Source organism: Lelliottia amnigena (genome assembly GCF_019047465.1).
Classification (GTDB): Bacteria; Pseudomonadota; Gammaproteobacteria; order Enterobacterales; family Enterobacteriaceae; genus Enterobacter; species Enterobacter amnigenus.
The window spans coordinates 311,349-333,533 of the sequence record NZ_CP077236.1 but is presented as its reverse complement, the minus strand read 5'-3'; the positions used below and the strand labels follow the sequence as shown (position 1 = coordinate 333,533).

The 22,185-nt window shown below is 53.0% G+C and carries 19 protein-coding genes and 1 tRNA gene; 12 read left to right on the top strand and 8 right to left on the bottom strand.

The window, feature by feature from the left end:
• Positions 1-735 precede the first annotated feature (735 nt).
• From I6L74_RS01595 to mgtE, 6 genes are all read left to right on the top strand, one after another.
• Positions 736-1,866, top strand: coding sequence for a porin OmpC (locus I6L74_RS01595; RefSeq protein WP_059179294.1), 1,131 nt, complete (start codon positions 736-738; stop codon positions 1,864-1,866).
• 116 nt (positions 1,867-1,982) lie between these two features.
• Positions 1,983-3,038, top strand: coding sequence for an FAD:protein FMN transferase ApbE (gene apbE, locus I6L74_RS01590; RefSeq protein ID WP_059179293.1), 1,056 nt, complete (start codon positions 1,983-1,985; stop codon positions 3,036-3,038).
• A 72-nt stretch (positions 3,039-3,110) separates the two neighbouring features.
• Positions 3,111-4,175, top strand: coding sequence for a bifunctional DNA-binding transcriptional regulator/O6-methylguanine-DNA methyltransferase Ada (gene ada, locus I6L74_RS01585; protein WP_059179292.1), 1,065 nt, complete (start codon positions 3,111-3,113; stop codon positions 4,173-4,175).
• Positions 4,175-4,825 carry a DNA oxidative demethylase AlkB gene (alkB, locus tag I6L74_RS01580; protein WP_059179291.1) on the top strand — a complete coding sequence of 217 codons (651 nt, stop codon included), beginning with the start codon at positions 4,175-4,177 and terminating at the stop codon, positions 4,823-4,825. Before ada ends, alkB begins: the two co-directional genes overlap by 1 nt.
• A 76-nt stretch (positions 4,826-4,901) precedes the next feature.
• A complete protein-coding gene (locus I6L74_RS01575) occupies positions 4,902-6,545 on the top strand; it encodes a multidrug ABC transporter permease/ATP-binding protein (protein ID WP_059179290.1) in 1,644 nt (547 codons plus the stop codon).
• Positions 6,546-6,700: 155 nt separating this feature from the next.
• The gene (mgtE, locus tag I6L74_RS01570; protein WP_059179289.1) at positions 6,701-8,137 is read left to right on the top strand and encodes a magnesium transporter; all 1,437 of its coding nucleotides are present in this window, start codon (positions 6,701-6,703) and stop codon (positions 8,135-8,137) included.
• Here the strand turns inward: mgtE and I6L74_RS01565 are convergent.
• Positions 8,100-9,347 (bottom strand): SulP family inorganic anion transporter, encoded by a 1,248-nt coding sequence (locus I6L74_RS01565; RefSeq protein WP_059179288.1) that lies wholly within the window; start codon positions 9,345-9,347, stop codon positions 8,100-8,102. The genes mgtE and I6L74_RS01565 overlap by 38 nt on opposite strands.
• 241 nt (positions 9,348-9,588) lie before the next feature.
• Between I6L74_RS01565 and mqo the strand changes: the two genes are divergently transcribed.
• Positions 9,589-11,244, top strand: coding sequence for a malate dehydrogenase (quinone) (mqo, locus tag I6L74_RS01560; protein WP_059179287.1), 1,656 nt, complete (start codon positions 9,589-9,591; stop codon positions 11,242-11,244).
• A 37-nt stretch (positions 11,245-11,281) separates the two neighbouring features.
• On the opposite strand, the gene eco is transcribed toward mqo, so the two are convergent.
• Complete coding sequence (gene eco / locus I6L74_RS01555) at positions 11,282-11,791, bottom strand: serine protease inhibitor ecotin (RefSeq protein ID WP_059179286.1); 510 nt, start codon at positions 11,789-11,791, stop codon at positions 11,282-11,284.
• A 207-nt stretch (positions 11,792-11,998) separates the two neighbouring features.
• Here eco and I6L74_RS01550 point away from each other — a divergent pair, with 207 nt between their 5' ends.
• Positions 11,999-12,259 (top strand): DUF2534 family protein, encoded by a 261-nt coding sequence (locus tag I6L74_RS01550; protein WP_059179497.1) that lies wholly within the window; start codon positions 11,999-12,001, stop codon positions 12,257-12,259.
• Positions 12,260-12,315: 56 nt separating this feature from the next.
• Here the strand turns inward: I6L74_RS01550 and I6L74_RS01545 are convergent.
• From I6L74_RS01545 to I6L74_RS01535, 3 genes are all read right to left on the bottom strand, one after another.
• Positions 12,316-12,392: transfer RNA gene (locus tag I6L74_RS01545), tRNA-Pro, on the bottom strand.
• A 74-nt stretch (positions 12,393-12,466) separates the two neighbouring features.
• The gene (yejM, locus tag I6L74_RS01540; RefSeq protein ID WP_059179285.1) at positions 12,467-14,227 is read right to left on the bottom strand and encodes an LPS biosynthesis-modulating metalloenzyme YejM; all 1,761 of its coding nucleotides are present in this window, start codon (positions 14,225-14,227) and stop codon (positions 12,467-12,469) included.
• 19 nt (positions 14,228-14,246) lie between these two features.
• Positions 14,247-14,474 carry a YejL family protein gene (locus I6L74_RS01535; RefSeq protein ID WP_059179284.1) on the bottom strand — a complete coding sequence of 76 codons (228 nt, stop codon included), beginning with the start codon at positions 14,472-14,474 and terminating at the stop codon, positions 14,247-14,249.
• 142 nt (positions 14,475-14,616) lie between these two features.
• On the opposite strand from I6L74_RS01535, the gene yejK reads away from it, so the two are divergent.
• Positions 14,617-15,624 (top strand): nucleoid-associated protein YejK, encoded by a 1,008-nt coding sequence (gene yejK, locus I6L74_RS01530; protein ID WP_059179283.1) that lies wholly within the window; start codon positions 14,617-14,619, stop codon positions 15,622-15,624.
• 51 nt (positions 15,625-15,675) lie between these two features.
• On the opposite strand, the gene rplY is transcribed toward yejK, so the two are convergent.
• The gene (rplY, locus tag I6L74_RS01525; protein ID WP_059179282.1) at positions 15,676-15,960 is read right to left on the bottom strand and encodes a 50S ribosomal protein L25; all 285 of its coding nucleotides are present in this window, start codon (positions 15,958-15,960) and stop codon (positions 15,676-15,678) included.
• A gap of 124 nt (positions 15,961-16,084) precedes the next feature.
• Complete coding sequence (gene radD, locus I6L74_RS01520) at positions 16,085-17,845, bottom strand: DNA repair helicase RadD (RefSeq protein WP_059179281.1); 1,761 nt, start codon at positions 17,843-17,845, stop codon at positions 16,085-16,087.
• A 150-nt stretch (positions 17,846-17,995) separates the two neighbouring features.
• On the opposite strand from radD, the gene rsuA reads away from it, so the two are divergent.
• From rsuA to I6L74_RS01505, 3 genes are all read left to right on the top strand, one after another.
• Positions 17,996-18,703 (top strand): 16S rRNA pseudouridine(516) synthase RsuA, encoded by a 708-nt coding sequence (gene rsuA, locus I6L74_RS01515; RefSeq protein WP_059179280.1) that lies wholly within the window; start codon positions 17,996-17,998, stop codon positions 18,701-18,703.
• A 15-nt stretch (positions 18,704-18,718) separates the two neighbouring features.
• Positions 18,719-19,915 carry a Bcr/CflA family multidrug efflux MFS transporter gene (locus I6L74_RS01510; RefSeq protein WP_059179279.1) on the top strand — a complete coding sequence of 399 codons (1,197 nt, stop codon included), beginning with the start codon at positions 18,719-18,721 and terminating at the stop codon, positions 19,913-19,915.
• A gap of 331 nt (positions 19,916-20,246) precedes the next feature.
• Positions 20,247-20,591, top strand: coding sequence for a YejG family protein (locus I6L74_RS01505; RefSeq protein WP_059179278.1), 345 nt, complete (start codon positions 20,247-20,249; stop codon positions 20,589-20,591).
• Positions 20,592-20,594: 3 nt separating this feature from the next.
• Here I6L74_RS01505 and yejF read toward each other — a convergent pair whose 3' ends face one another.
• The gene (gene yejF, locus I6L74_RS01500) at positions 20,595-22,184 is read right to left on the bottom strand and encodes a microcin C ABC transporter ATP-binding protein YejF (RefSeq protein ID WP_059179277.1); all 1,590 of its coding nucleotides are present in this window, start codon (positions 22,182-22,184) and stop codon (positions 20,595-20,597) included.
• Position 22,185 lies beyond the last annotated feature (1 nt).

The window sequence follows — 22,185 nt, the reverse complement described above, 5'->3', positions numbered from 1 at the left end:
GATTAACCCGTGATGGCCGCACGTAAAGACGATAGGGCAGTATAAAGGGTAATACCTGAATTTCCAGTATCGAGCCCGGTCAGGGAGGGACTTTTTCACGCTTTATCAACGTAGCGCTAATCAGTATCGAAAGTGTACAAATGGAACCCTATTGTACAAATAATTATCGATGTCCTGAATAAATAGCACGAATTAACAAGAAATTAGGAATTGAATAATAATTTAAAGTGAGTGAAGGCGTTATCTGAGAATTAGTTAATAGTCGTTATAATTTCACGGCGGTAGCACAAAATTATTCACATAACGTAAAGAAGGGTAAAAAAAAACCGAATGCATCGCACTCGGCTCAATTCGGGATAAACAGACATTCGAAAATGAATGACGGTAATAAATAAAGTTAATGATGATAGCGAGGGTTATTTTAATGATCTCTTGTGATTTTGTTTTGACAATCAGTGCGGTAATGAAATGTTTGTTAAATTATTGATTAAAATGCATAAATATAAATTGTTGATTTTAAGTGCTTAATATTTTAGCTATCTGTGCTATTGAAAAGTTCCCTGTTATTTACAAATTGAAACATGTTATAAGAACAATGAAACATCTTCAAAGTTTTAGTATCATATTCGTATTGGATTATTCTGTATTTTTGCGGAGAATGAAGTGGCCGACTGGTTAAGAGGGTTAATCAGTGAGCAGTGGCAATAATAAGGCATATAACAGAGGGTTATTAAAATGAAAGTTAAAGTCCTGTCCCTCCTGGTACCAGCACTGCTGGTAGCAGGCGCAGCAAATGCGGCTGAAATTTACAACAAAGATGGCAACAAATTAGATCTGTTCGGTAAAGTCGACGGCCTGCACTATTTCTCCGACGACAAAGGTAACGACGGCGATCAAACCTACATGCGTATCGGCTTCAAAGGCGAAACTCAGGTTAATGATCAGGTGACCGGTTATGGTCAATGGGAATACCAGGTTCAAGGTAACACCAGCGAAAGCGACAACCAGTCCTGGACGCGTGTTGCCTTCGCTGGCCTGAAATTCGGTGACGCAGGTTCCTTCGATTATGGTCGTAACTACGGCGTAATCTACGATGTCACTTCCTGGACCGACGTTCTGCCAGAATTTGGCGGTGACACTTACGGTGCCGATAACTTCATGCAATCCCGTGGTAACGGCGTCGCGACTTACCGTAACCAGGATTTCTTCGGTCTGGTTGATGGTCTGAACTTTGCTCTGCAGTATCAGGGTAAAAACGGTAGCGTCAGCGGCGAGAATGATGCTACTGGCGGTCGTAGCCTGTTGAAACAAAATGGTGACGGTTACGGTGCGTCTCTGACTTACGATTTGGGCGAAGGCTTCAGCGTCGGCGGTGCGATGGCGTCTTCTAAACGTACTGCTGACCAGAATGCAGCAGGCGTTTACGGTGACGGTGACCACGCTGAAGTTTACAGCGGCGGCCTGAAATATGACGCGAACAACATTTATCTGGCAGCGCAGTACTCCCAGACTTACAACGCGACGCGTTTCGGGACATCTAACGGTAGCGGCCGTTCCGACATCTACGGTTTTGCTAACAAAGCGCAAAACTTCGAAGTTGTAGCTCAGTACCAGTTCGACTTCGGTCTGCGTCCTTCCGTGGCTTACCTGCAGTCTAAAGGTAAGGACGTAAGCAACAACACCACCAACTTCGGCGATCAGGATCTGCTGAAATACGTTGATGTTGGCGCGACTTACTACTTCAACAAAAACATGTCCACCTACGTGGACTACAAAATCAACCTGCTGGATGAAAATAACTTCACCAAACAGGCTGGTGTAGGTACTGACGATATCGTTGCTCTGGGTCTGGTTTACCAGTTCTAAGACACCGTCAGTAACAGAAAGGGGCCAAATGGCCCCTTTTTCTATGCTTTTTTAGGGTCTTAACGAAGACGCGTTTTGGTATACTCTTGCCGCCCCAGGCATGAGGATAATAACGAATGGAAATGACTTTTTGGCGAGCCGGCATATTGTCGGTATTTTGCTTACTTGCGGCATGCGATTCTTCTTCCCCTACCACGACAGCAAATACGCCGGCAGCAACCGTGCTGGAAGGCAAGACTATGGGAACGTCCTGGCGCGTTAGCGTCATGGATATGGATAAAAATCGCGAGAATGAACTTCGCGGTAAAATCCAGTCCCAGCTTGATGCTGACGATCAGCTGCTTTCTACCTATAAAAATGATTCCGCGCTGATGCGGTTCAACCTCTCGAACAGTACATCGCTTTGGCCTGTGAGTGAGGCAATGGCTGCTATCGTTACCGAGTCCCTGCATGTCGGTTATAAAACTAACGGCGCAATGGATATCACCGTCGGGCCACTGGTGAATTTATGGGGCTTTGGGCCAACGAAACAGCCGGAGACGGTACCGAGTCAGGCACAGATTGACGACGCGCGCGCTCGCACAGGCCTGCAGCATCTGAGCGTATTGAATCAGTATGGTCAGCAGTACCTGCAAAAAGACATTCCCGATCTGTTTGTTGATCTCTCCACGGTTGGCGAGGGATACGCGGCGGATCATCTCGCCGCACTGATGACTCAGGAGGGCATCTCACGTTATCTGGTTTCCGTCGGGGGCGCACTCGTGAGTCGCGGTCTCAATGCCAGTGACAAACCCTGGCGTGTCGCTATCCAAAAGCCAACCGATCAACAAAATGCGGTGCAGGCCATTGTGGATATCAACGGTCACGGCATCAGCACATCCGGTAGCTATCGCAACTATTACGAGCTGAACGGCAAGCGTCTCTCGCACGTGATCGATCCAAAGACGGGGCGCCCAATCACACACAATCTGGTTTCCGTGACGGTTATTGCAACTACGGCACTCGAGGCAGATGCCTGGGATACCGGACTGATGGTCCTCGGGCCGGAAAAGGCCAAAGAAGTGGTGCGTCAGGAAGGTCTGGCCGTGTACATGATCACCAAAGAGGGTGAGAATTTCAAAACCTGGATGTCGCCGCAGTTCCAGGCTTTTCTGATCGACGAACAACATTAAAAAGCAAGGTTGCAGGTTTTTGTTCAGTGGCGCATGGGCATACTTTGAGTATGCTTGAAAGAGGAGCCAATGATGAAAAACCTGACCCTGAATACTGATGACGATCGCTGGCTGGCCGTGATGGCCCGCGATCCAGCCGCCGACAACCAGTTTGTTTTCGCTGTCCAGACGACCGGTATCTTTTGCCGCCCCTCGTGCCGGGCGCGTCATGCCCTGCGAAAAAACGTCGTGTTTTATCCCGATTCACATCATGCCCAACAGGCGGGATTTCGACCGTGCAAACGCTGTTTGCCCGACCGGGCCGATCCGCAAGCGCACAAGATAGCGAAAGTCGAAAAAGCCTGCCGCTTGCTTGAGCAGGAGCAACTGCTAACGCTGGATGCACTGGCGGAGCAGGTGGGTATGAGCGCCTTTCATTTCCATCGTCTGTTCAAATCCGTGACCGGAATGACACCAAAAGGCTGGCAACAGGCTGCGCGCGCGCGACGCTTACGCAGCGCGCTGACGCAGGGCGAAAAAATAACCGACTCGGTGCTGGCCGCGGGTTTCCCGGATAGCAGCACGTTCTATCGCAAAGCGGACGAAACGCTGGGCATGACGGCAAAACAGTATCGTAATGGCGCGAGTAGCGTGACTGTGCGCTTCGCCGTGACGGATTGCGAGCTGGGCCGCTGCCTTGTGGCAGAAAGTGAACGCGGGATTTGCGCTATTTTACTCGGCGACAATGACGATACGCTGATTGCTGAACTGCGCGCGCTTTTTCCTCTGGCTCAGTCTGAATCGGCTGATGGGGAATTTAGGGCTCGTATCGATCGGGTGATCAGCAGTCTGACGCATCATGACAAGGCGCTTGAATTGCCACTGGATATCCGTGGGACAGCGTTTCAGCAACAGGTCTGGCAGGCGCTGCGGGCTATACCTTGCGGGGAAACTGCAAGCTATCAGCAGATCGCCAAAGTCATCGGCAAACCCAATGCGGTACGCGCGGTGGCGAGTGCCTGCGCCGCCAATAAGCTGGCGATTGTGATCCCGTGCCACCGCGTAGTGCGTCGCGATGGCGCGCTGTCCGGCTATCGCTGGGGAGTTGAGCGTAAGGCGCAATTACTTAAACGCGAGGCCAAAATTCAGGAGGAGTAATGCTCGATTTATTTGCTGATGAGCAGCCCTGGCAAGAGCCGCTGGCGCCGGGGGCTGTCGTTCTTCGCCGCTTAGCCGTAGCCGATGCCGCCACGCTTTTACGTGATATTGAAGCGGTGGCGGCGCTCTCACCGTTTCGTCATATGGTGACGCCAGGTGGTTACACCATGTCGGTGGCGATGACCGGCTGCGGTGGGCTGGGCTGGACGACCAACAATCGCGGTTATCTCTATTCCCCCGTCGACCCCGTCACTCACCGCCCGTGGCCGCCGATACCCGAGGCATTCCATGCGCTTTGTTGTGAAGCGGCTATTGCGGCGGGATATCCCGATTTTCAACCCGATGCTTGCCTGATAAACCGTTATGCACCGGGCGCAAAACTGTCGCTGCATCAGGATAAAGACGAACCCAACCTGCGTGCGCCGATTGTTTCCGTGTCGTTGGGATTGCCCGCAATCTTTCAGTTTGGCGGCTTACAGCGTAACGACCCGCTAAAACGCTTAATGCTGGAGCACGGTGATGTGGTGGTGTGGGGCGGCGAATCACGACTGTTTTATCATGGCATTCAGTCACTTAAACCGGGTCAGCATCCCCTGGCGGGAGAATACCGATACAACCTGACCTTCCGCCGGGCTTCCAATAGCGAATAAAAATAAGAATTATTCTTGATGTGAGCGTCGGGCAGTTTACACTGCTGGCTGTTTTTTCTTGCCCGGATTGCTTTGCATGCAACTACTTTTACTCGTCTGGCGTCAGTACCGTTGGCCATTTGTCGCGGTGATGGCGCTCAGCCTCGCCAGCGCCGCGCTGGGGATTGGCTTAATCGCCTTTATCAACGTGCGTTTGATTGAAATGGTCGACACCTCATTGTCGGTGCTTCCCGAATTTCTGAGTCTGCTACTGCTGCTGATGGCGGTGACGCTGGCGTCGCAGCTGGCGCTCACAACGCTGGGACACCACTTTGTTTATCGCCTGCGCGGTGAATTTATCAAACGTATTCTGGACACGCAGATTGAGCGCATTGAACAGCTCGGTAGCGCGTCACTGTTGGCCGGGCTGACCAGCGACGTGCGTGCGATTACAATTGCTTTTGTGCGTTTACCGGAACTGGTGCAGGGGATCATTCTCACCTTCGGATCTGCGGCTTATCTTGCCTGGCTATCGACAAAAATGTTAGCCGTAACGGCGCTGTGGATTGTCGTCACTATCTGGGGCGGCTACATGCTGGTGGCGCGCGTTTACAAGCATATGGCCGTGCTGCGCGAAACCGAAGACAAGCTGTATAACGATTATCAGACGGTGCTGGAAGGTCGTAAAGAGCTCACGCTTAATCGTGAACGCGCCGAACACATTTTCAATAATCTCTACATTCCCGATGCCCGCGAGTACCGCCATCACATTGTTCGCGCGGATACGTTCCACTTGAGCGCTGTGAACTGGTCAAACATCATGATGCTGGGTGCGATTGGTCTGGTGTTTTGGATGGCGAACAGCCTGGGATGGGCGGATACCAATGTGGCCGCGACGTACTCGCTGACGCTGTTGTTCCTGCGTACACCGCTGCTGTCTGCGGTAGGCGCGCTGCCCACGCTGCTTAGCGCACAAGTGGCTTTCAGAAAGCTCAATCAGTTTGCTCTCGCCCCCTTCAGACCTGAGTTCCCGCGCCCTGAAGCGTTCCCTGACTGGAAAACGCTGGAGCTGCGCAACGTCATGTTCCGCTACCATGACAATAATTTTGCGGTAGGCCCGGTGAACCTGACCATTAATCGCGGGGAGATGCTGTTTCTGATTGGCGGCAATGGCAGTGGAAAATCCACGTTGGCTATGCTGCTGACCGGGCTGTATCAACCTCAGTCGGGTGAAATTTTGCTGGATGGTAAACCGATTTCCGCGCAAAAACCGGAAGACTATCGCAAGCTGTTTTCAGCGGTCTTTACCGACGTGTGGCTCTTTGATCACCTGTTAGGAACGGAAGGTAAACAGGCTAATCCTGAACTGGTCGAGAAGTGGCTTGAACAGCTGAAAATGTCGCACAAGCTGGAGCTTCAGGACGGTAAAATCCTGAATCTTAAGCTGTCGAAAGGGCAGAAAAAACGCGTAGCGCTGCTGCTGGCGTTAGCTGAAGAACGCGACATTATTCTGCTGGATGAATGGGCTGCTGACCAGGACCCGCATTTCCGCCGCGAGTTCTATCAGGTGCTGTTGCCGCGGATGCAGGAGATGGGCAAGACAATTTTTGCTATCAGCCACGACGATCACTACTTTATTCACGCTGACCGGTTACTCGAGATGCGTGACGGTCAGTTAAGTGAACTGACGGGTGATGAGCGCGATGCCGCCTCGCGTGATGCGGTCGCGCGTACCGCCTAGCAAACGCAAGATGTCCTCATTTCTGCCCTCTCATCCACCGGGAGGGCGGAAATTTACGTAACCGCATTTTTTTCCCCTATTTTTCCTCTGTTTATTATCATTTACATATCCTCGCGCTATTCTTACTGCCAACTCATTTTATGGATTAATGATTGATGTCTGTCATAAACAAAAACAGCGCAAGGCTGCGCGACCAGGAGCGTGCCCGACTCATCTGGCTCCTGACCACGGATAAAGCCGTCACATCGACGCTATTGGGCAAACTCACCCTGGCTGAGCAATATGACGTCGGCACGCTGGCCGACGATATTGCTGAGGTAGGGGCGTTAGTTGCTCATCTGCCCCCGCCGGATCTGGCCGATACCCTGGAAGCGCTGCCTTCGGAAGAGCGCCACGCATTATGGCGGCTGGTGCAGGTCCATGAACGTGGACAAGTCTTACTGGAAGCGTCAGAGAACGTTTGGGACGATCTTATCGAGGATATGAGCGACCGCGATATTCTCGAGGCCATGCAAACGCTCGATATCGACGAGCAGATCTATCTGGTGCAACACCTGCCGCGTAACCTGACGGGCCGCATGCTGGCTTCGCTGCCGGCGGAAGAGCGCGCGCGCGTGCGCCAGGTGATGAATTACGCGAAAAACAGCGTCGGCGCGATCATGGAGTTCGAGGTGATTATGGTTCGCCCGGACGTCACGCTGGCAACTGTGCAGCGCTTTTTGCGTCGTCGAGGCAAGATGCCGCAGAACACCGATAAACTGTTCGTGACATCGCGTGATAAAACTCTGCTGGGTGAACTGACGCTGCAAACCATTTTACTGAACGGCAGCCAGCGTCAGGTGAGCGAGGTGATGGAAACGCAGCCGATGATTTTCTCCCCGGAAGATGACGCGGAAAAAGCAGCGCGAACCTTTGAACGTGACAACCTGATCAGCGCCGCGGTAGTCGATTCGGTGGGCAAACTGATGGGCCGCGTCACCATCGATGAGATCGTTGATGTCGTCTATGAAGAAACCGATAACGACATGCGTGCGATGGGGGGCTTGAGCGCGGAAGAAGATGTCTACGCGCCCGTGAGTAAAGCGGTCAAAACGCGCTGGGCCTGGCTGGCGGTGAACTTATGCACCGCGTTTATTGCCTCGCGCGTCATTGACGGTTTTGAACATACCATTTCGCAACTTGTGGCTCTGGCCTCCCTGATGCCCATTGTCGCGGGAATCGGCGGGAACACAGGCAACCAAACTATCACCATGATCGTGCGCGCGCTGGCGCTGCAGCATATTCAGCCGGGGAACTTCAGCTTCCTGATCTTTAGAGAGATGGGTGTTGCGCTGATTAACGGCCTGGTCTGGGGCGGGATTATGGGCTGTGTCACCTGGTGGCTCTATGGTGACATGGCGCTCGGCGGCGTGATGACGCTGGCAATGGTGCTCAATCTGCTGATGGCTGCCGTGATGGGCGTTATCATTCCTCTGACGATGACCAAACTGGGGCGCGACCCCGCAGTGGGGTCGAGCGTGATGATCACCGCCATTACCGATACCGGCGGGTTCTTTATTTTCCTTGGGTTGGCGACGATTTTCCTGATGTAGCCGCGCGCTTGAGTTTTAGCCGGGCGGGAATGATCGCCATGATGACGATCCCGCCCACCACGCCAATCGCCAGATTGCCCGTATAAACGGTGGCAGCCACGGTCACCAGCATCACCAGCGTTTCCGCAATCGGTGCGCCTTTAACCGTAGTCGGCTGAATGCTGTGCCAGTTAAACGTCTTAAAGGCGACGATCGCCATAATCCCGGCAAGCACCGCCATGGGGATTTTGGCCATAACCTCACTCAGGGCGGTCACCAGAACGAGCAGCACCAGCCCAGCGGCGAGTGTTGAAACGCGGCTGCGGCCTTTGCCCATCTCGACGTTAACGATGGTTTGTCCAATCATCGCGCATCCGGCAATCCCCCCGTAAAACCCAGACATGATGTTCGCCACGCCAAGGCCAATACTTTCCCGGCGTTTACTCGAAGGCGTTGCGGTCAGCTCATCCACCAGTTTTGCTGTCAGTAACGACTCCATCAGACCGACGAACGCGATACTCAATGCACACGGCCAGATTATGCTCAGCGTTTGCAGATTTAACGGTACCAGCAGCTGGGTAAAGCCCGGCAGGCCACCGCTCATGGAGCCTTCGTCACCCACGGTCGGCAGAATTTGTCCACTGAACACGGTGAACAGCGTCAGGAGGACAATCGCAATCAGCGGCGACGGAACGCTTTTAATAAAGCGCGGCACCCACAGAACGATCAGCAGCGTCAGCACAAACAGGCCGACAATCAGCGGGCTTTTGGTCCAGAAATGGGGAACCTGCGCAAAGAAAATCAGCACCCCGAGGGCATTAACAAACCCGGTCATCACGGGCTGCGGAATAAATCGCATCAGGCGCGCCATACCGAGAACGCCAAACAGAATTTGAATGATCCCGGCCAGGATCACGGCAGGCAAAATGTACTGCACGCCATGCTGAGCCACCATCGGGCCGATGACTAACGCAACGGAACCGGCCGCGGCAGTGACCATCGCCGGACGACCGCCCATTACGGAAAGCGCCAGACACAGCACCACCGACGCAATCAGACTGACTTTCGGGTCAACGCCCGCGACCACGGAAAAGGAGATCACTTCAGGGATCAGGGCCAGCGCCGTAATAACGCCCGCTAAGGTTTCACGCATGAACAGTTTCGGTGAACGCAGGACGTTCGCAACGCGGCCATCATCAGGCGTCAGGGCAGAGGAGTGTGGTATTGACATAAAATTCGCAGGTTAGGGCAGGCTTCCGTGCGCGCGATCACAAAGTGCAGCATAGTAGCCAGAAAAGACGCGTTTTGCCAGTCGGCAAAATAATACCCTTATAAACATTCCATCATTAAATTTCACAATTACAATAATTTCGTAACCTTTAAACGCGAGTTGATAATTGATACCGTTGCCCCGCAGCTTATTTCACCTGCAATTCCACGTACAAACCAAGACAACAAGTAAGGCATAAATGATGAAAAAAATGACTGCCATGCTCTTTTCTATGGCGGTGGGGCTGAACGCTGTCTCCCTGACCGCGATGGCCGATGCGCCGAAAGAGCAGGAAACGGATGTCCTTTTAATTGGCGGCGGTATCATGAGCGCCACTCTGGGAACGTATCTGCAAGAATTACAGCCGGACTGGTCGATGACCATGGTTGAACGCCTCGATGGCGTGGCAAAAGAAAGCTCGAACGGCTGGAATAACGCCGGCACGGGCCACTCGGCACTCATGGAACTGAACTATACACCGCAGAAAAAGGACGGTTCCATTAGTATCGAGAAGGCCGTTGAGATCAACGAAGCCTTCCAGGTTTCACGCCAGTTCTGGTCACATCAGGTCAACAGCGGCGTGATGCACGACCCGCACTCATTTATTAACACCGTGCCGCACATGAGCTTTGTGTGGGGCGACCAAAACGTGAACTTCCTGCGCGCACGTTACGCCGCTTTGCAGCAGAGCAGCCTGTTCCGTGGCATGAAGTTCTCTGAAGATCATGCTCAGATCAAAGAGTGGGCACCGCTGGTCATGGAAGGGCGCGACCCAAACCAGAAGGTTGCAGCAACGCGTACTGAAATCGGCACCGACGTTAACTACGGCGAAATCACGCGTCAGCTGGTTAGCGCCTTGCAGAAAAAAGATGACTTCCATTTGCAACTCAGCACCGAAGTGCGCGGCTTTAAGCGTAACGCGGATAACAGCTGGAGCGTGACGGTTGCCGATCTGAAGAACAACGAAGCAGAACACGTCATTAAGGCGAAATTTGTCTTTATCGGCGCGGGTGGCGCAGCGTTAAAACTGTTGCAGGAAACCGGTATTCCAGAAGCTGACGACTATGCGGGCTTCCCGGTCGGCGGACAATTCCTGGTATCCGAGAATCCGGAAGTGGTGAATCGTCACCTGGCGAAAGTGTATGGTCAGGCTTCTGTCGGTGCGCCGCCAATGTCAGTGCCACATATCGACACCCGTATGCTGGACGGTAAGCGCGTGGTGCTGTTTGGGCCGTTCGCCACCTTCTCCACCAAATTCCTGAAAAATGGTTCGCTGTGGGATCTGCTCAGCTCCACCACCACGTCTAACTTTATGCCGATGGTGGATGTGGGCATGGATAACTTCGATCTGGTGAAGTACCTGATGAGTCAGGTGATGCTTTCCGATGACGATCGTTTTGCGGCACTGAAAGAATACTATCCGCAGGCGAAAAAAGAGGACTGGCGCTTATGGCAGGCAGGTCAGCGCGTGCAAATTATCAAGCGTGACCCGAAAGAAGGCGGCGTATTGCGTCTTGGCACGGAAGTGGTGAGCGATAAAGACGGCACGATTGCGGCACTGCTGGGTGCCTCTCCGGGCGCATCAACAGCCGCGCCAATCATGCTGCATTTGATGGAAAAAGTGTTTAAAGATAAAGTTGCCAGCCCGGAATGGCAGGCGAAACTGAAAACCATTATTCCGTCTTACGGCACCAGGCTGAACGGTAACGTAGCAGCGACGGAACAAGAGCTGGAGTTCACCAGTCGCGTTCTGCAGCTCAAGTACGAAAAACCGCAAACGGCTGTTGCTGCGCCACAAGCGCAACCGCAGTTAAAACCTCAGCCGGACTCTAAACCGGTCGCGGATATCGCACTCTGAGTATAAAAAAGCCGGGTATCGATACCCGGCTTTATTTTTAACGCACGACTGCGTTTTCGATTTTGTCTTCCGCTTTCCAGACCCGATATTTCACGTCGATATTCTCAGGCGTATACACCACGATCGGTAGCTTGCTGTTATAACGCAGCAGACCATTATCACCCAGATACGCCGTCACAAACTTCTGCGTTTTCGTGTTTTCCGGACAAGCCATCATAGTGGATACCGGAGAGGTGACGTTATCGAAGACGTAATAGTCATAGCCCCAGCCTTCCAGCGTTTTGCTTTCCAGTTTGCCGCCAAGACGATGCTGGTTGCAGTCTACTTCCAGATTCTGGCCAATCAGCAATTCAACCTTGAAACCGGACTCATCATCCTGAGCAGGGAGCTGGATAACCTGGCGCTTCATCCCTTTGTCGGCCTGTGGCCACGGGGCGATTTTTTCCAGCGGCGCATTTTTCGGCGTCTCACTGGCGAACGCGCTGGTGTTCATGCAGGCAGCGGCGAGAAGGGCAATAGCAAATTTAGGTGCGTTTTTCACAGTCATTCCTTGTATGTCAAACGATCGGTACAAGGCTAGCACAGCAAAATGTGAAGGTTGATATTATTTACTCATATTTTCATATTAAACAGTATATGTGCCTGGTGATTTTGTCTTTTGGTGGCTGTAAATGCTGATATGGAACGAAAGGGGTGAACGTGTTAGGGTTAGCAGCAAATATTGTTATTCATCTGTGAAGGGAAGAGAGACATGATGGTTCGCGCTAAGCTTAATACGCCTGAGGGCAGAAAATTTTTAGTGGCACTTTTCGTTGTGTTTATGATTGCCGCGACGTGCGTGGGTCGGGCGACCATTGTCGGGGTGATCGAACAGTACAACATTCCGCTTTCGCAGTGGACCACCAGCATGTTCGTGCTGCAATCGGCGATGATCTTTGTCTACAGCCTGGTCTTTACGGTTCTTCTTGCCATTCCGTTGGGGATATTTTTCCTCGGTGGCAGTGATAAGAAATAAGTCATTAGACATAAAAAAACCAACCCTGAGCGGTTGGTTTTTTTATGTCGTAATTTTGGTCGGCACGGAGAGATTTGAACTCTCGACCCTCGCCACCCCATGACGATGCGCTACCAGGCTGCGCTACGTGCCGTTACCGTAGAAATTTATACTAACCTTTTGCAGAATGAATGCAAGTCTGCGTCACGCTAACTGACTCATTTTTAATCAGTTAGCGATAAACCGTTTCTCGTCAGTCAGCACCTGAAGGAGCAGACTCAACTGCGGTTTCTGGTCATGTATTTTCTCGCCCTGCAGATTATACGTCTGGTAATTGCCGTTGCTGCTGAGCACTAAGGTTATTGCTGGCGTCGTCACTGCCAGAGTATTTCCGTTGGCTGCCGTCACCCAGTTGTGGCGACGCGTTGCGCTGAAAATATCCTGACCCTGCGAGTACTCATTCGCCGGTGTGCTGACGTGCAGCAACCGCTGCATCAACGTCGTCATAATATCTTTATGATCGGTCAACATGCTGATGCGTTGTGCAGGTGTGCCCGGCCAGTGAACAACCAGCGGGACGTGCAGGTTAGGGCGCGACCAGTCCATTTCTTTTGTCTCATCACCCAGCGGCACACCGTGGCCTGCGGTAATGATCACCACGGTATTATCCAGTTTGCCGGATTCACGGAGTGCGCTAATGACGCGTGCGATCTGCGCGTCGACATCACCCGCCGCACGGCTGTAACGTCGGGTAAAGCCTTTCTGATTGCTGTCATCCAGCGTCGTGCCGTTAAACGCAACCCAGGAGAACCAGCGGTTATCTTCCTGCGCATAGCGATTCAGCCAGTTTACCCACTGATTCGCCGTTTTTTCGTCGGACTGACTCTGCGCAGCAGGCAGCGAGAAGTCGGACAGCAGCGCCTGGCGATAAAGCGGGCTGCTGAAACCGTCCGATGAGAACAGCCCCAGTTGATAACCCTGCTGATTAAGAGAGGTAATCAGTGCCGCTGGCGTACGGGAAGACAACACACCGTCCATATAACCTGCAGAAATGCCATAGAACAGACCGAAAATGCCTGCATCGGTGCTATTCCCGGCGCTCATATGCTGCGTAAAGTTAATGTTCTGCTCGGCGAATTCAGCCAGCGCGGGCATCTGTTTCTCATAGCGAGAATAATTGAGACCGTCGACGGTAATGAGCAAGACGTTCTGGCCTTGTCCCATATCGCGATAGCGCAAATCACTCAGAGGATACTGTACCGATACGGCCTCTGGATTGCCTTGCTCGACCAGACGACGCTGATATTCCTGCGCATCGAGCAGCCCGTGTTTTTCAAGGAAGCGACGCGCCGTCATCGGATAGGAAAGCGGCAAGTTGGCGCGCTGCATGGTAATAGGGCGATAGAAGTTGGCATCAGCCCAAATGTACATCACATGCGAGCTGATAAACGCCACGAAAAATAGCGCGGCGACAGGTTTGGCGTAGTGACGCCGACGTGTCAGGCTACGGAGTTTTTGCCAGCTCCATGTGGCAAACAGCATCTCAATCAGCAGAATAATGGGCACGCTGATAAACATCAGCTGCCAGTCACGTGCGGTTTCGTTCTGGTCGGGGTTAATCACCAGTTCCCAGACGATGGGATTGAGATGCAGGTGGAAACGTGTGAAGACTTCGCTGTCGATAAGCAGCAGCGTCATGCCCGCAGTGGCAAGTATCGCGGATAAAAACCGCATCAGCCGCTGCGACATGACGATAAACGTCAGAGGGAAAAGAATCAGCAGGTACGTGGCGAACACTAAAAAGCTAAAATGCCCAACCACGCTTATCCAGGAGTATATACGCCCGGTTAGCGTCGTCGGCCAGTCGGCCACGAACAGATAACGGCTGCCCAGCACCATGCCCAACAAAATGTTGAACAAGGCAAACCAGTGCCCCCAGCTAACCATCTGGGAGACTTTTTCGCGGTAGCGCTGACGATTCGTCACCATAAACTGTTGTTCGTTTCCCTTAATGCGCCTGATCGTTGCTCACCGAGGACTGCAAAGCCTGGGCGAATGATTTTGCGATCGCCTGACGTTGAGCCGGAGCAACGCTGGTATTGATAAGGTTGGTGACCATATTTCCCAAAACCATCAGAGAAAGATCGGTCGGCGTTTTGTTTTTTTCAAGTACGTTGGCCAGCTCACTGAGCAGGTGTTCAACGTGTTCATCACTATAGCGGGAATGTTGTGGCATAAATCGAAATCAGTTTGTTGATGAAAGGGCAACATATTACCGTAGCAACAGCTTTTTTTCCCCTTTTTTATCTGCCGTTCTTCTGTTGCACAGATCCGAAGGGGGTGATTGAATACCGCCCGGTCTAAAAGGAGAGTTTATCATGAGTCTGGATATCAACCAGATTGCGTTGCACCAGCTTATCAAGCGTGATGAGCAAACCCTTGAGCTGGTGCTGCGTGATTCGTTACTGGAACCAACGCCTACCGTTACGGAAATGATGGCGGAATTACACCGCGTTTACAGTGCCAAAAATAAAGCCTATGGCATGTTCAACGAAGAGAGCGAGCTGGCGCAAAGCTTACGCTTACAGCGGCAGGGCGAAGAGGATTTCCTGGCGTTTAGCCGGGCGGCGACAGGGCGTCTGCGCGACGAACTGGCGAAATATCCGTTTGCGGATGGCGGTATCGTGCTGTTCTGCCAGTATCGTTATCTGGCGGTGGACTATTTGCTGGTCACCGTGCTGAACAATCTGAGCAGTATGCGTGTGAATGAGCAGCTCGACATCAGCTCCACGCACTATCTGGATATCAATCATGCCGATATTGTGGCGCGTATTGATTTAACCGAATGGGAAACCAACCCGGAATCCACGCGCTACCTGACGTTCCTGAAAGGACGTGTCGGGCGCAAAGTGTCAGACTTCTTTATGGACTTCCTCGGTGCCAGCGAAGGCCTGAACGCGAAAGCGCAGAACAAAGGGTTGTTGCAGGCGCTGGATGATTTCACCGCAGAGGCACAACTTGATAAATCTGAGCGCCAGAACGTGCGTCAGCAGGTTTACAGCTATTGCAGCGAGCAGTTGCAGGCCGGCGAAGAGATTGAGCTTGAATCGCTGTCGAAAGAGTTAGCGGGTGTCAGCGAAGTCAGCTTCCAGGAATTTACGGCTGATAAAGGCTATGAGCTGGAAGAGAGTTTCCCGGCAGATCGCAGTACGCTGCGTCAGTTAACCAAATTTGCCGGCAGCGGCGGCGGGTTAACCGTTAATTTTGACGCCATGCTGCTGGGTGAGCGCATCTTCTGGGATCCCGCAACCGACACGCTGACCATCAAAGGGACACCACCGAATCTGCGCGATCAGCTGCAGCGTCGTACGTCAGGCGGTAAATAACCGCCATAAAAAAACCCCGCAGCGCGGGGTTTTTTCTCAACCTGTTGGCGATTAAGCGCGAACGAAGTCGACGTGAGACAGTTTTGGCTTGAACGGGTGACGCTGAACAGCCTGAACTTTCACTTTTTCTTCTTTACCATCGATAACGATAGTCAGAACTTCAGTGTAGAACCCTTCTTTGGTCTGCTGGTTCCAGACTTTATCCTGTTCCAGTTCGATAGCAACTGGAGCGGCTTCGCCACCATAAATGATAGCCGGGAACTTGTTAGCTGCGCGCAGGCGGCGGCTCGCACCCTTACCCTGCACTGCACGTACTTCTGCATTGATAGTGAACATTGATTTCTCTCTGTAAATAAGTCCTGCTACAGGCGACCCAGCAGCAGGTAAGTGTTCTGCCTCACGGATGTGAAGCGGGCGGCATTTTATACTCAAACACACTTTACATCAATCAAAAGTCCCTTTAACCCCGCAATTCATTGGCCCGGCGGAAACGTCCTTCGTAGTCGAACATCTTTTCACGCACCTGCCAGAACTGGCCTTTTTTACGGGCGACAACAAAATCAGGATGGCGCAAAAACGCCTGCTGGTGGACGATATCCGCGACGGTAATCCAGCGCAACGGCACGCCAGGCGTTCGGGTATGCGGGCGGATAAACAGCTGTTCGAACGCCGTGCGCTGAGCGGGCGTGTGCAGCCGGAAACGTTCGCTAACGTCCGCGCCGTCTTCGTCGTAATAGGTGATTTTCAGCCACTCGCCTTTGTCATCCGCACCGGGTTGCAGCGCCATACCGGAGCAGCGCAATACCAGCGCATCTTTGAGCTTCAGCGCGGCTTTCAGCATGTCATCAGGGTCGACCAAGATGGTGTTACACTCCCGGCAGCGTCGTGCGGCGATATCATTTTCCGCGTTGCACTGCGGACAGTTCTTGAAGCGGAAGCGAAAATCGCACTGTTCGCGATGGCCTTCGTCGTCCTCAAACCAGCCCTGACAGCGGCGGCCAAAATGCTCAACGAGCGTGCCTTCAGCGGTCATTTTCCCCCAAAAGGTGTTGGCAAAACCGCAGGCCGGGCAAAAAACTTGTACCGGAACATTGCCGCTTTTGCCTTTTGGCGTGCCCACTTCGGGCGAATACAGGTCGTGCGGATTACCGGCGTAATCGAGAATCAGGCAGTCAGTTTTTCCGGGGGCCAGCCGTAATCCGCGCCCGACGATTTGCTGATACAAGCTGACGGATTCAGTGGGGCGCAGAATCGCAATCAAATCGACGTGTGGCGCATCAAATCCGGTGGTCAATACCGAGACGTTCACCAGATAGCGGAACTGCTGCGCTTTAAAGGCCTCGATGAGCGTATCGCGTTCCGGGCCGGGTGTTTCACCGGTAATCAACGCGGCGTCGTTTTTCGGCAGCAAACCGGTGATTTCGCGGGCATGCTCCACGGTGGCGGCGAAAATCATCACCCCTTTGCGTGTCTGAGCAAACTCTTCAATTTGGCTGATGATATGTGGCGTAATGCGCTGCTGCTTTTTCAGCTCCAGATTCATGTCCGCTTCGCTAAATAACCCATTGCTTTGCGCCTGTAAGCGGCTGAAATCATACTGTACGACGGGCATATCCAGGCGTTCAGGGGGCGTCAGATAGCCGTGTTTGATCATGTAGCGCAGCGGCAGTTCATAGATGCAATCGCGAAACAGCGCTTTCTCATCGCCACGCACCATACCGTGATAATGAAACTGATAAATCCAGCCTTTACCCAGACGAAAGGGGGTAGCGGTCAGCCCCAGTAAGCGCACCTGCGGATTCACCTCCTTCAGGTGCGTGAGAATCTGCTGATACTGGCTGTCGTTGTCATCGCTGATGCGATGGCACTCGTCAATAATCAACAGCGAGAACTCGCTGCGGAACAGCTCAAGATTGCGCGCCACTGATTGTACGCTACCAAAAACGACTTTGCCGTGGCTCTCTTTGCGTTTGAGTCCGGCAGCGAAAATGTCCGCCTCCAGACCTAATGCCAGGTATTTAGCGTGATTCTGTGCGACCAGCTCTTTGACGTGCGCCAGCACCAGCACGCGGCCACGCGCCAGTCGCGCCAGCTCAGCGATGACCAAGCTTTTTCCTGCGCCGGTGGGCAGCACAATCGCAGCCGGCTCTTTGTGTTTGCGAAACCAGGCGAGCGTCGCGTCAACGGCTTCCTGCTGATAGGGGCGAAGTGTAAAAGTCATAGGTTCTCGTTTTGGTTCTCTCGCATTAGTATGCCACGAAACTTTTTCCCTTGAGTGGCACAGATAGGCCGCTATACTGGACAGTTCTTGACTGCTTCTTTTTCGGACATGTTGTCCGACTTCCTGCACCTTTAAGGCTAATTAGATTTCATGCGACTTGATAAATTTATCGCTCAGCAACTCAGCGTCAGCCGCGCTATTGCCGGACGTGAAATTCGCGCCAGCCGCGTTACCGTGGACGGCGATATTGTGAGAGACAGCGCGTTCAAACTCCTCCCGGAACATGACGTGGAGTTTGACGGTAACACGCTGACCCAGCAAATCGGCTCACGCTATTTTATGCTCAATAAGCCGCAAGGCTACGTCTGTTCGACGGATGACCCTGATCACCCGACGGTGCTTTATTTCCTTGAAGAGCCGGTCGCGCATAAACTGCATGCGGCGGGGCGTCTGGATATTGATACGACCGGTCTGGTGCTAATGACCGATGATGGTCAATGGTCGCACCGAATTACGTCTCCGCGCCACCACTGTGAAAAAACCTATCTGGTTACGCTTGAGTCGCCGGTCGCGGATGACACGGCTGAACAATTCACCAAAGGCGTTCAGCTGCATAATGAAAAAGATCTCACCAGGCCGGCAGTGCTTGAGGTTATTACGCCTACCGAAGTGCGTTTGACCATCAGCGAAGGGCGCTATCACCAGGTGAAGCGGATGTTCGCCGCCGTGGGCAACCGTGTGGTTGGCCTGCATCGTGAACGTATTGGTGAGATTGCCCTCGATCCGGATCTTGAACCCGGTGAATATCGCCCGTTAACGGAAGACGAAATTGCCAGCGTTGGCATGCCGCCACGCTAATTTCAGGAGCACACGGTGACCACCAGGCCACACTCATCAATTAGCATCGTCTTTATCCTTGGCCTCCTGGCCATGCTGATGCCGCTGTCTATCGACATGTACTTGCCTGCACTGCCGGTGATTTCCGCGCAGTTCGGCGTACCGGCGGGCAGCGCGCAAATGACACTCAGCACCTATATCCTCGGCTTTGCCGTTGGGCAATTGCTGTACGGCCCAATGGCGGACAGCATCGGGCGCAAGCCGGTGATTCTGGGGGGAACGCTGGTGTTTGCCGCGGCGGCGGTGGCGTGCGCACTGGCGCAAACAATCGAACAGCTGATCGTGATGCGTTTCTTGCATGGTCTGGCGGCTGCGGCGGCGAGCGTGGTGATTAATGCCCTGATGCGCGATATCTACCCGAAGGAAGAGTTCTCGCGCATGATGTCGTTTGTCATGCTGGTTACCACCATTGCGCCATTGCTGGCACCCATGATCGGTGGGGCAGTGCTGGTATGGTTTAGCTGGCATGCCATTTTCTGGATCCTGGCGATCGCCGCGCTGCTGGCGTCGGCGATGATCTTCTTCTTCATTGATGAAACCTTGCCGGTGGAACGTCGGCAGAAATTTCACATTCGCACCACCATCGGCAACTTTGCCTCGTTGTTCCGCCATAAACGCGTGTTGAGCTATATGCTGGCGAGTGGTTTCAGCTTTGCAGGGATGTTTTCGTTCCTGAGTGCCGGGCCCTTTGTTTACATTGAGATTAACCACGTTTCGCCGCAGCATTTCGGTTACTACTTTGCATTGAACATTGTGTTCCTGTTCGTCATGACCATTATCAATAGCCGCTTTGTCCGTCGTGCCGGGGCGCTGAATATGTTCCGGGCGGGCCTGTGGATCCAGTTTGTGATGGCGATTTGGATGGTGTTCACCGCCTTCTTTGATGTCGGTTTCTGGGCGCTGGTGGTGGGCGTGGCGGCGTTTGTCGGTTGCGTGTCGATGGTTTCATCGAATGGGATGGCGGTTATTCTCGACGAGTTTCCGCACATGGCAGGAACCGCCTCGTCGCTGGCAGGCACGTTCCGCTTTGGGATCGGTGCGATTGTTGGCGCGTTGCTCTCAATGGCGACGTTTAACACCGCCTGGCCGATGATTTGGTCTATCGCGTTTTGTGCCACCTGTTCGATACTTTTCTATCTCTACGCCAGCCGGCCGAGAAAATCAGCGCATTGATAAATGAAAAGGGACCAAAGCGGTCCCTTTTTTGATGCGCGTCAACCAAACCGATGTTTGTTTACCCCGTGATTGTTTCTTTTATGTAAAATCTATTTATGTAAAAAGTCACATCGTTGTAGTTAAAAAGGTTGAGTTAGATCGCAGAAACGGGTACATATAGCGCCGAAGCGAGCCTGTAACTTACATAATAACGCCCTGAAAAATGAGATACCAAAGCCCGTAACATAAGGCTGTAAGCGTTTCTCATCAAAAAAAAGGCAGGTCAGCAACGATGTGTTACTATAAATGTAAATAAATTGTGAAGGCTTTTTGCTTCCGGGGAAAGAACGTGAATACATTACAGCTCTCCATCGTCCATCGCCTGCCACAAAGCTATCGCTGGTTGGCGGGTTTTGCAGGTTCGAAGGTTGAACCGATTCCGCAAAGTGGAAACGACAGTGAGAATTGCCTCGTGGCGCTGAAATTACTCAGCTCCGACGATGAAAATGCGTGGCCAGTTATGGAGCGCCTGAGCCAGGCCTTGACGGATATCGAAGTGGTCAGCTCTATCGTGGAATGCGAAGGTGAACCTTGCCTGTTTGTTAACAGCCAGGATGAATTTGCCGCCACCTGCCGCCTGAAGAATTTTGGCGTCGCCATCGCTGAACCGTTTTCCCGTCAGCAACCTTTCTAAGCCTTAACGCAAGGCTAACAGCTGGCGTGTGTATTCATGCGTCGGTGCGGCAAACACGCGCTGGCAGTCACCTTGCTCAACCACTTCCCCCTGACGCAGCACGATCACCTGATGGCACAACGCGCGCACAACCTGCAAATCGTGACTAATAAAGATATACGCCAGCTGATGCTTTTCCTGCAGCGCTTTCAGTAACGCCAGGATTTGCGCCTGCACGGTTTTGTCGAGCGATGAGGTGGGTTCATCCAGGATAATCAATTCCGGTTTCAGGATCAGCGCCCGTGAAATGGCGATACGCTGACGCTGCCCCCCAGAGAAGGCAGCTGGATAACGAAAGCGAGTCTCCGGATCCAGCCCGACTTCTTCCATCACGCGAATGACTTCTTCTTCACGCTGCCGGGCGCTTAGCTCTGGCCGATGTACGCGCAGGCCTTCCTCAATAATTTGCAACACGTTGAGTCGAGGGTTGAGTGAGGAATTGGGATCCTGAAAAACCACCTGCATCCGATGACGCACGGGCAACATCTGTCGCCGGTTCAAGCCGTGCAGCGGTTTTCCATCAAACAGGATGGCTCCCTGTGAGGCAATTAACCGCAGCAGCGCCAGCCCGGTGGTGCTTTTACCCGACCCCGACTCTCCGACTAAACCTAGCGTTTCGCCTGGCCGCAGTGAAAAGCTGACGTTCTTCAGCACATGATTTTGATCGACGACACGGCGGAAAATCCCCTTCCGCACAGGGAACGAGACGGCAAGCCCCTCAACGTTCAATAGCGGCGTGCCGTGAGCCGGGAGTGGCACCGGATCGCCCGACGGCTCGCTGTTGAGCAGACGTTGCGTGTAAGGGTGTTGTGGCGCGTGGAAGAGCGCTGTCGCGGTGTTTTGTTCAACGCAGCGGCCTTTTTGCATGACGGCCACATTATCAGCGAGTTTTTTCACAATGCCGAGATTGTGGGTGATAAACAGCAGGCTCATGTTCAGCTCTTCTCGCAGTTCTCTCAGCAACTGCAAAATTTGCGCCTGTACCGTGACATCGAGTGCGGTTGTCGGCTCATCGGCAATCAGCAGTTCTGGACGGGTCAGCAGAGCCATAGCGATCATCACGCGCTGGCGCTCGCCACCCGAAAGCTGATGCGGGAAATCGGTCAGACGCTTAGCGGCGTTGCGAATACCGGTGCGCTCAAGGCAGTCCAGAATTTCCCCTCTGGCGGCTTCTTTACGCATTCCGCGATGCAGCGACAGCACTTCGTACAGCTGTTTTTCCAGCGTGTGCAGCGGATTCAGCGAGACCATCGGTTCCTGAAAGATCATCGCGATTTTATTGCCGCGGATACCGCGTAATGTGTGTTCGTCTGCATGCAGCAGCGACTGGCCGTGGAACAGAATATCGCCCTGCGGATAGACAACGGGAGGGGAGGGTAACAGGCGCAGCACAGACAGCGCTGACACGCTTTTTCCTGAGCCCGATTCGCCCACCAGCGCCAGCGTCTCTCCGGCGTGAATCTGCAGCGACAGGTCGCTCACCACCTCGCGTGTTTCGCCCTGGTGGGTAAACGCGATAGAGAGATTGTCGATACTGAGAAGGGGTTGCGTCATC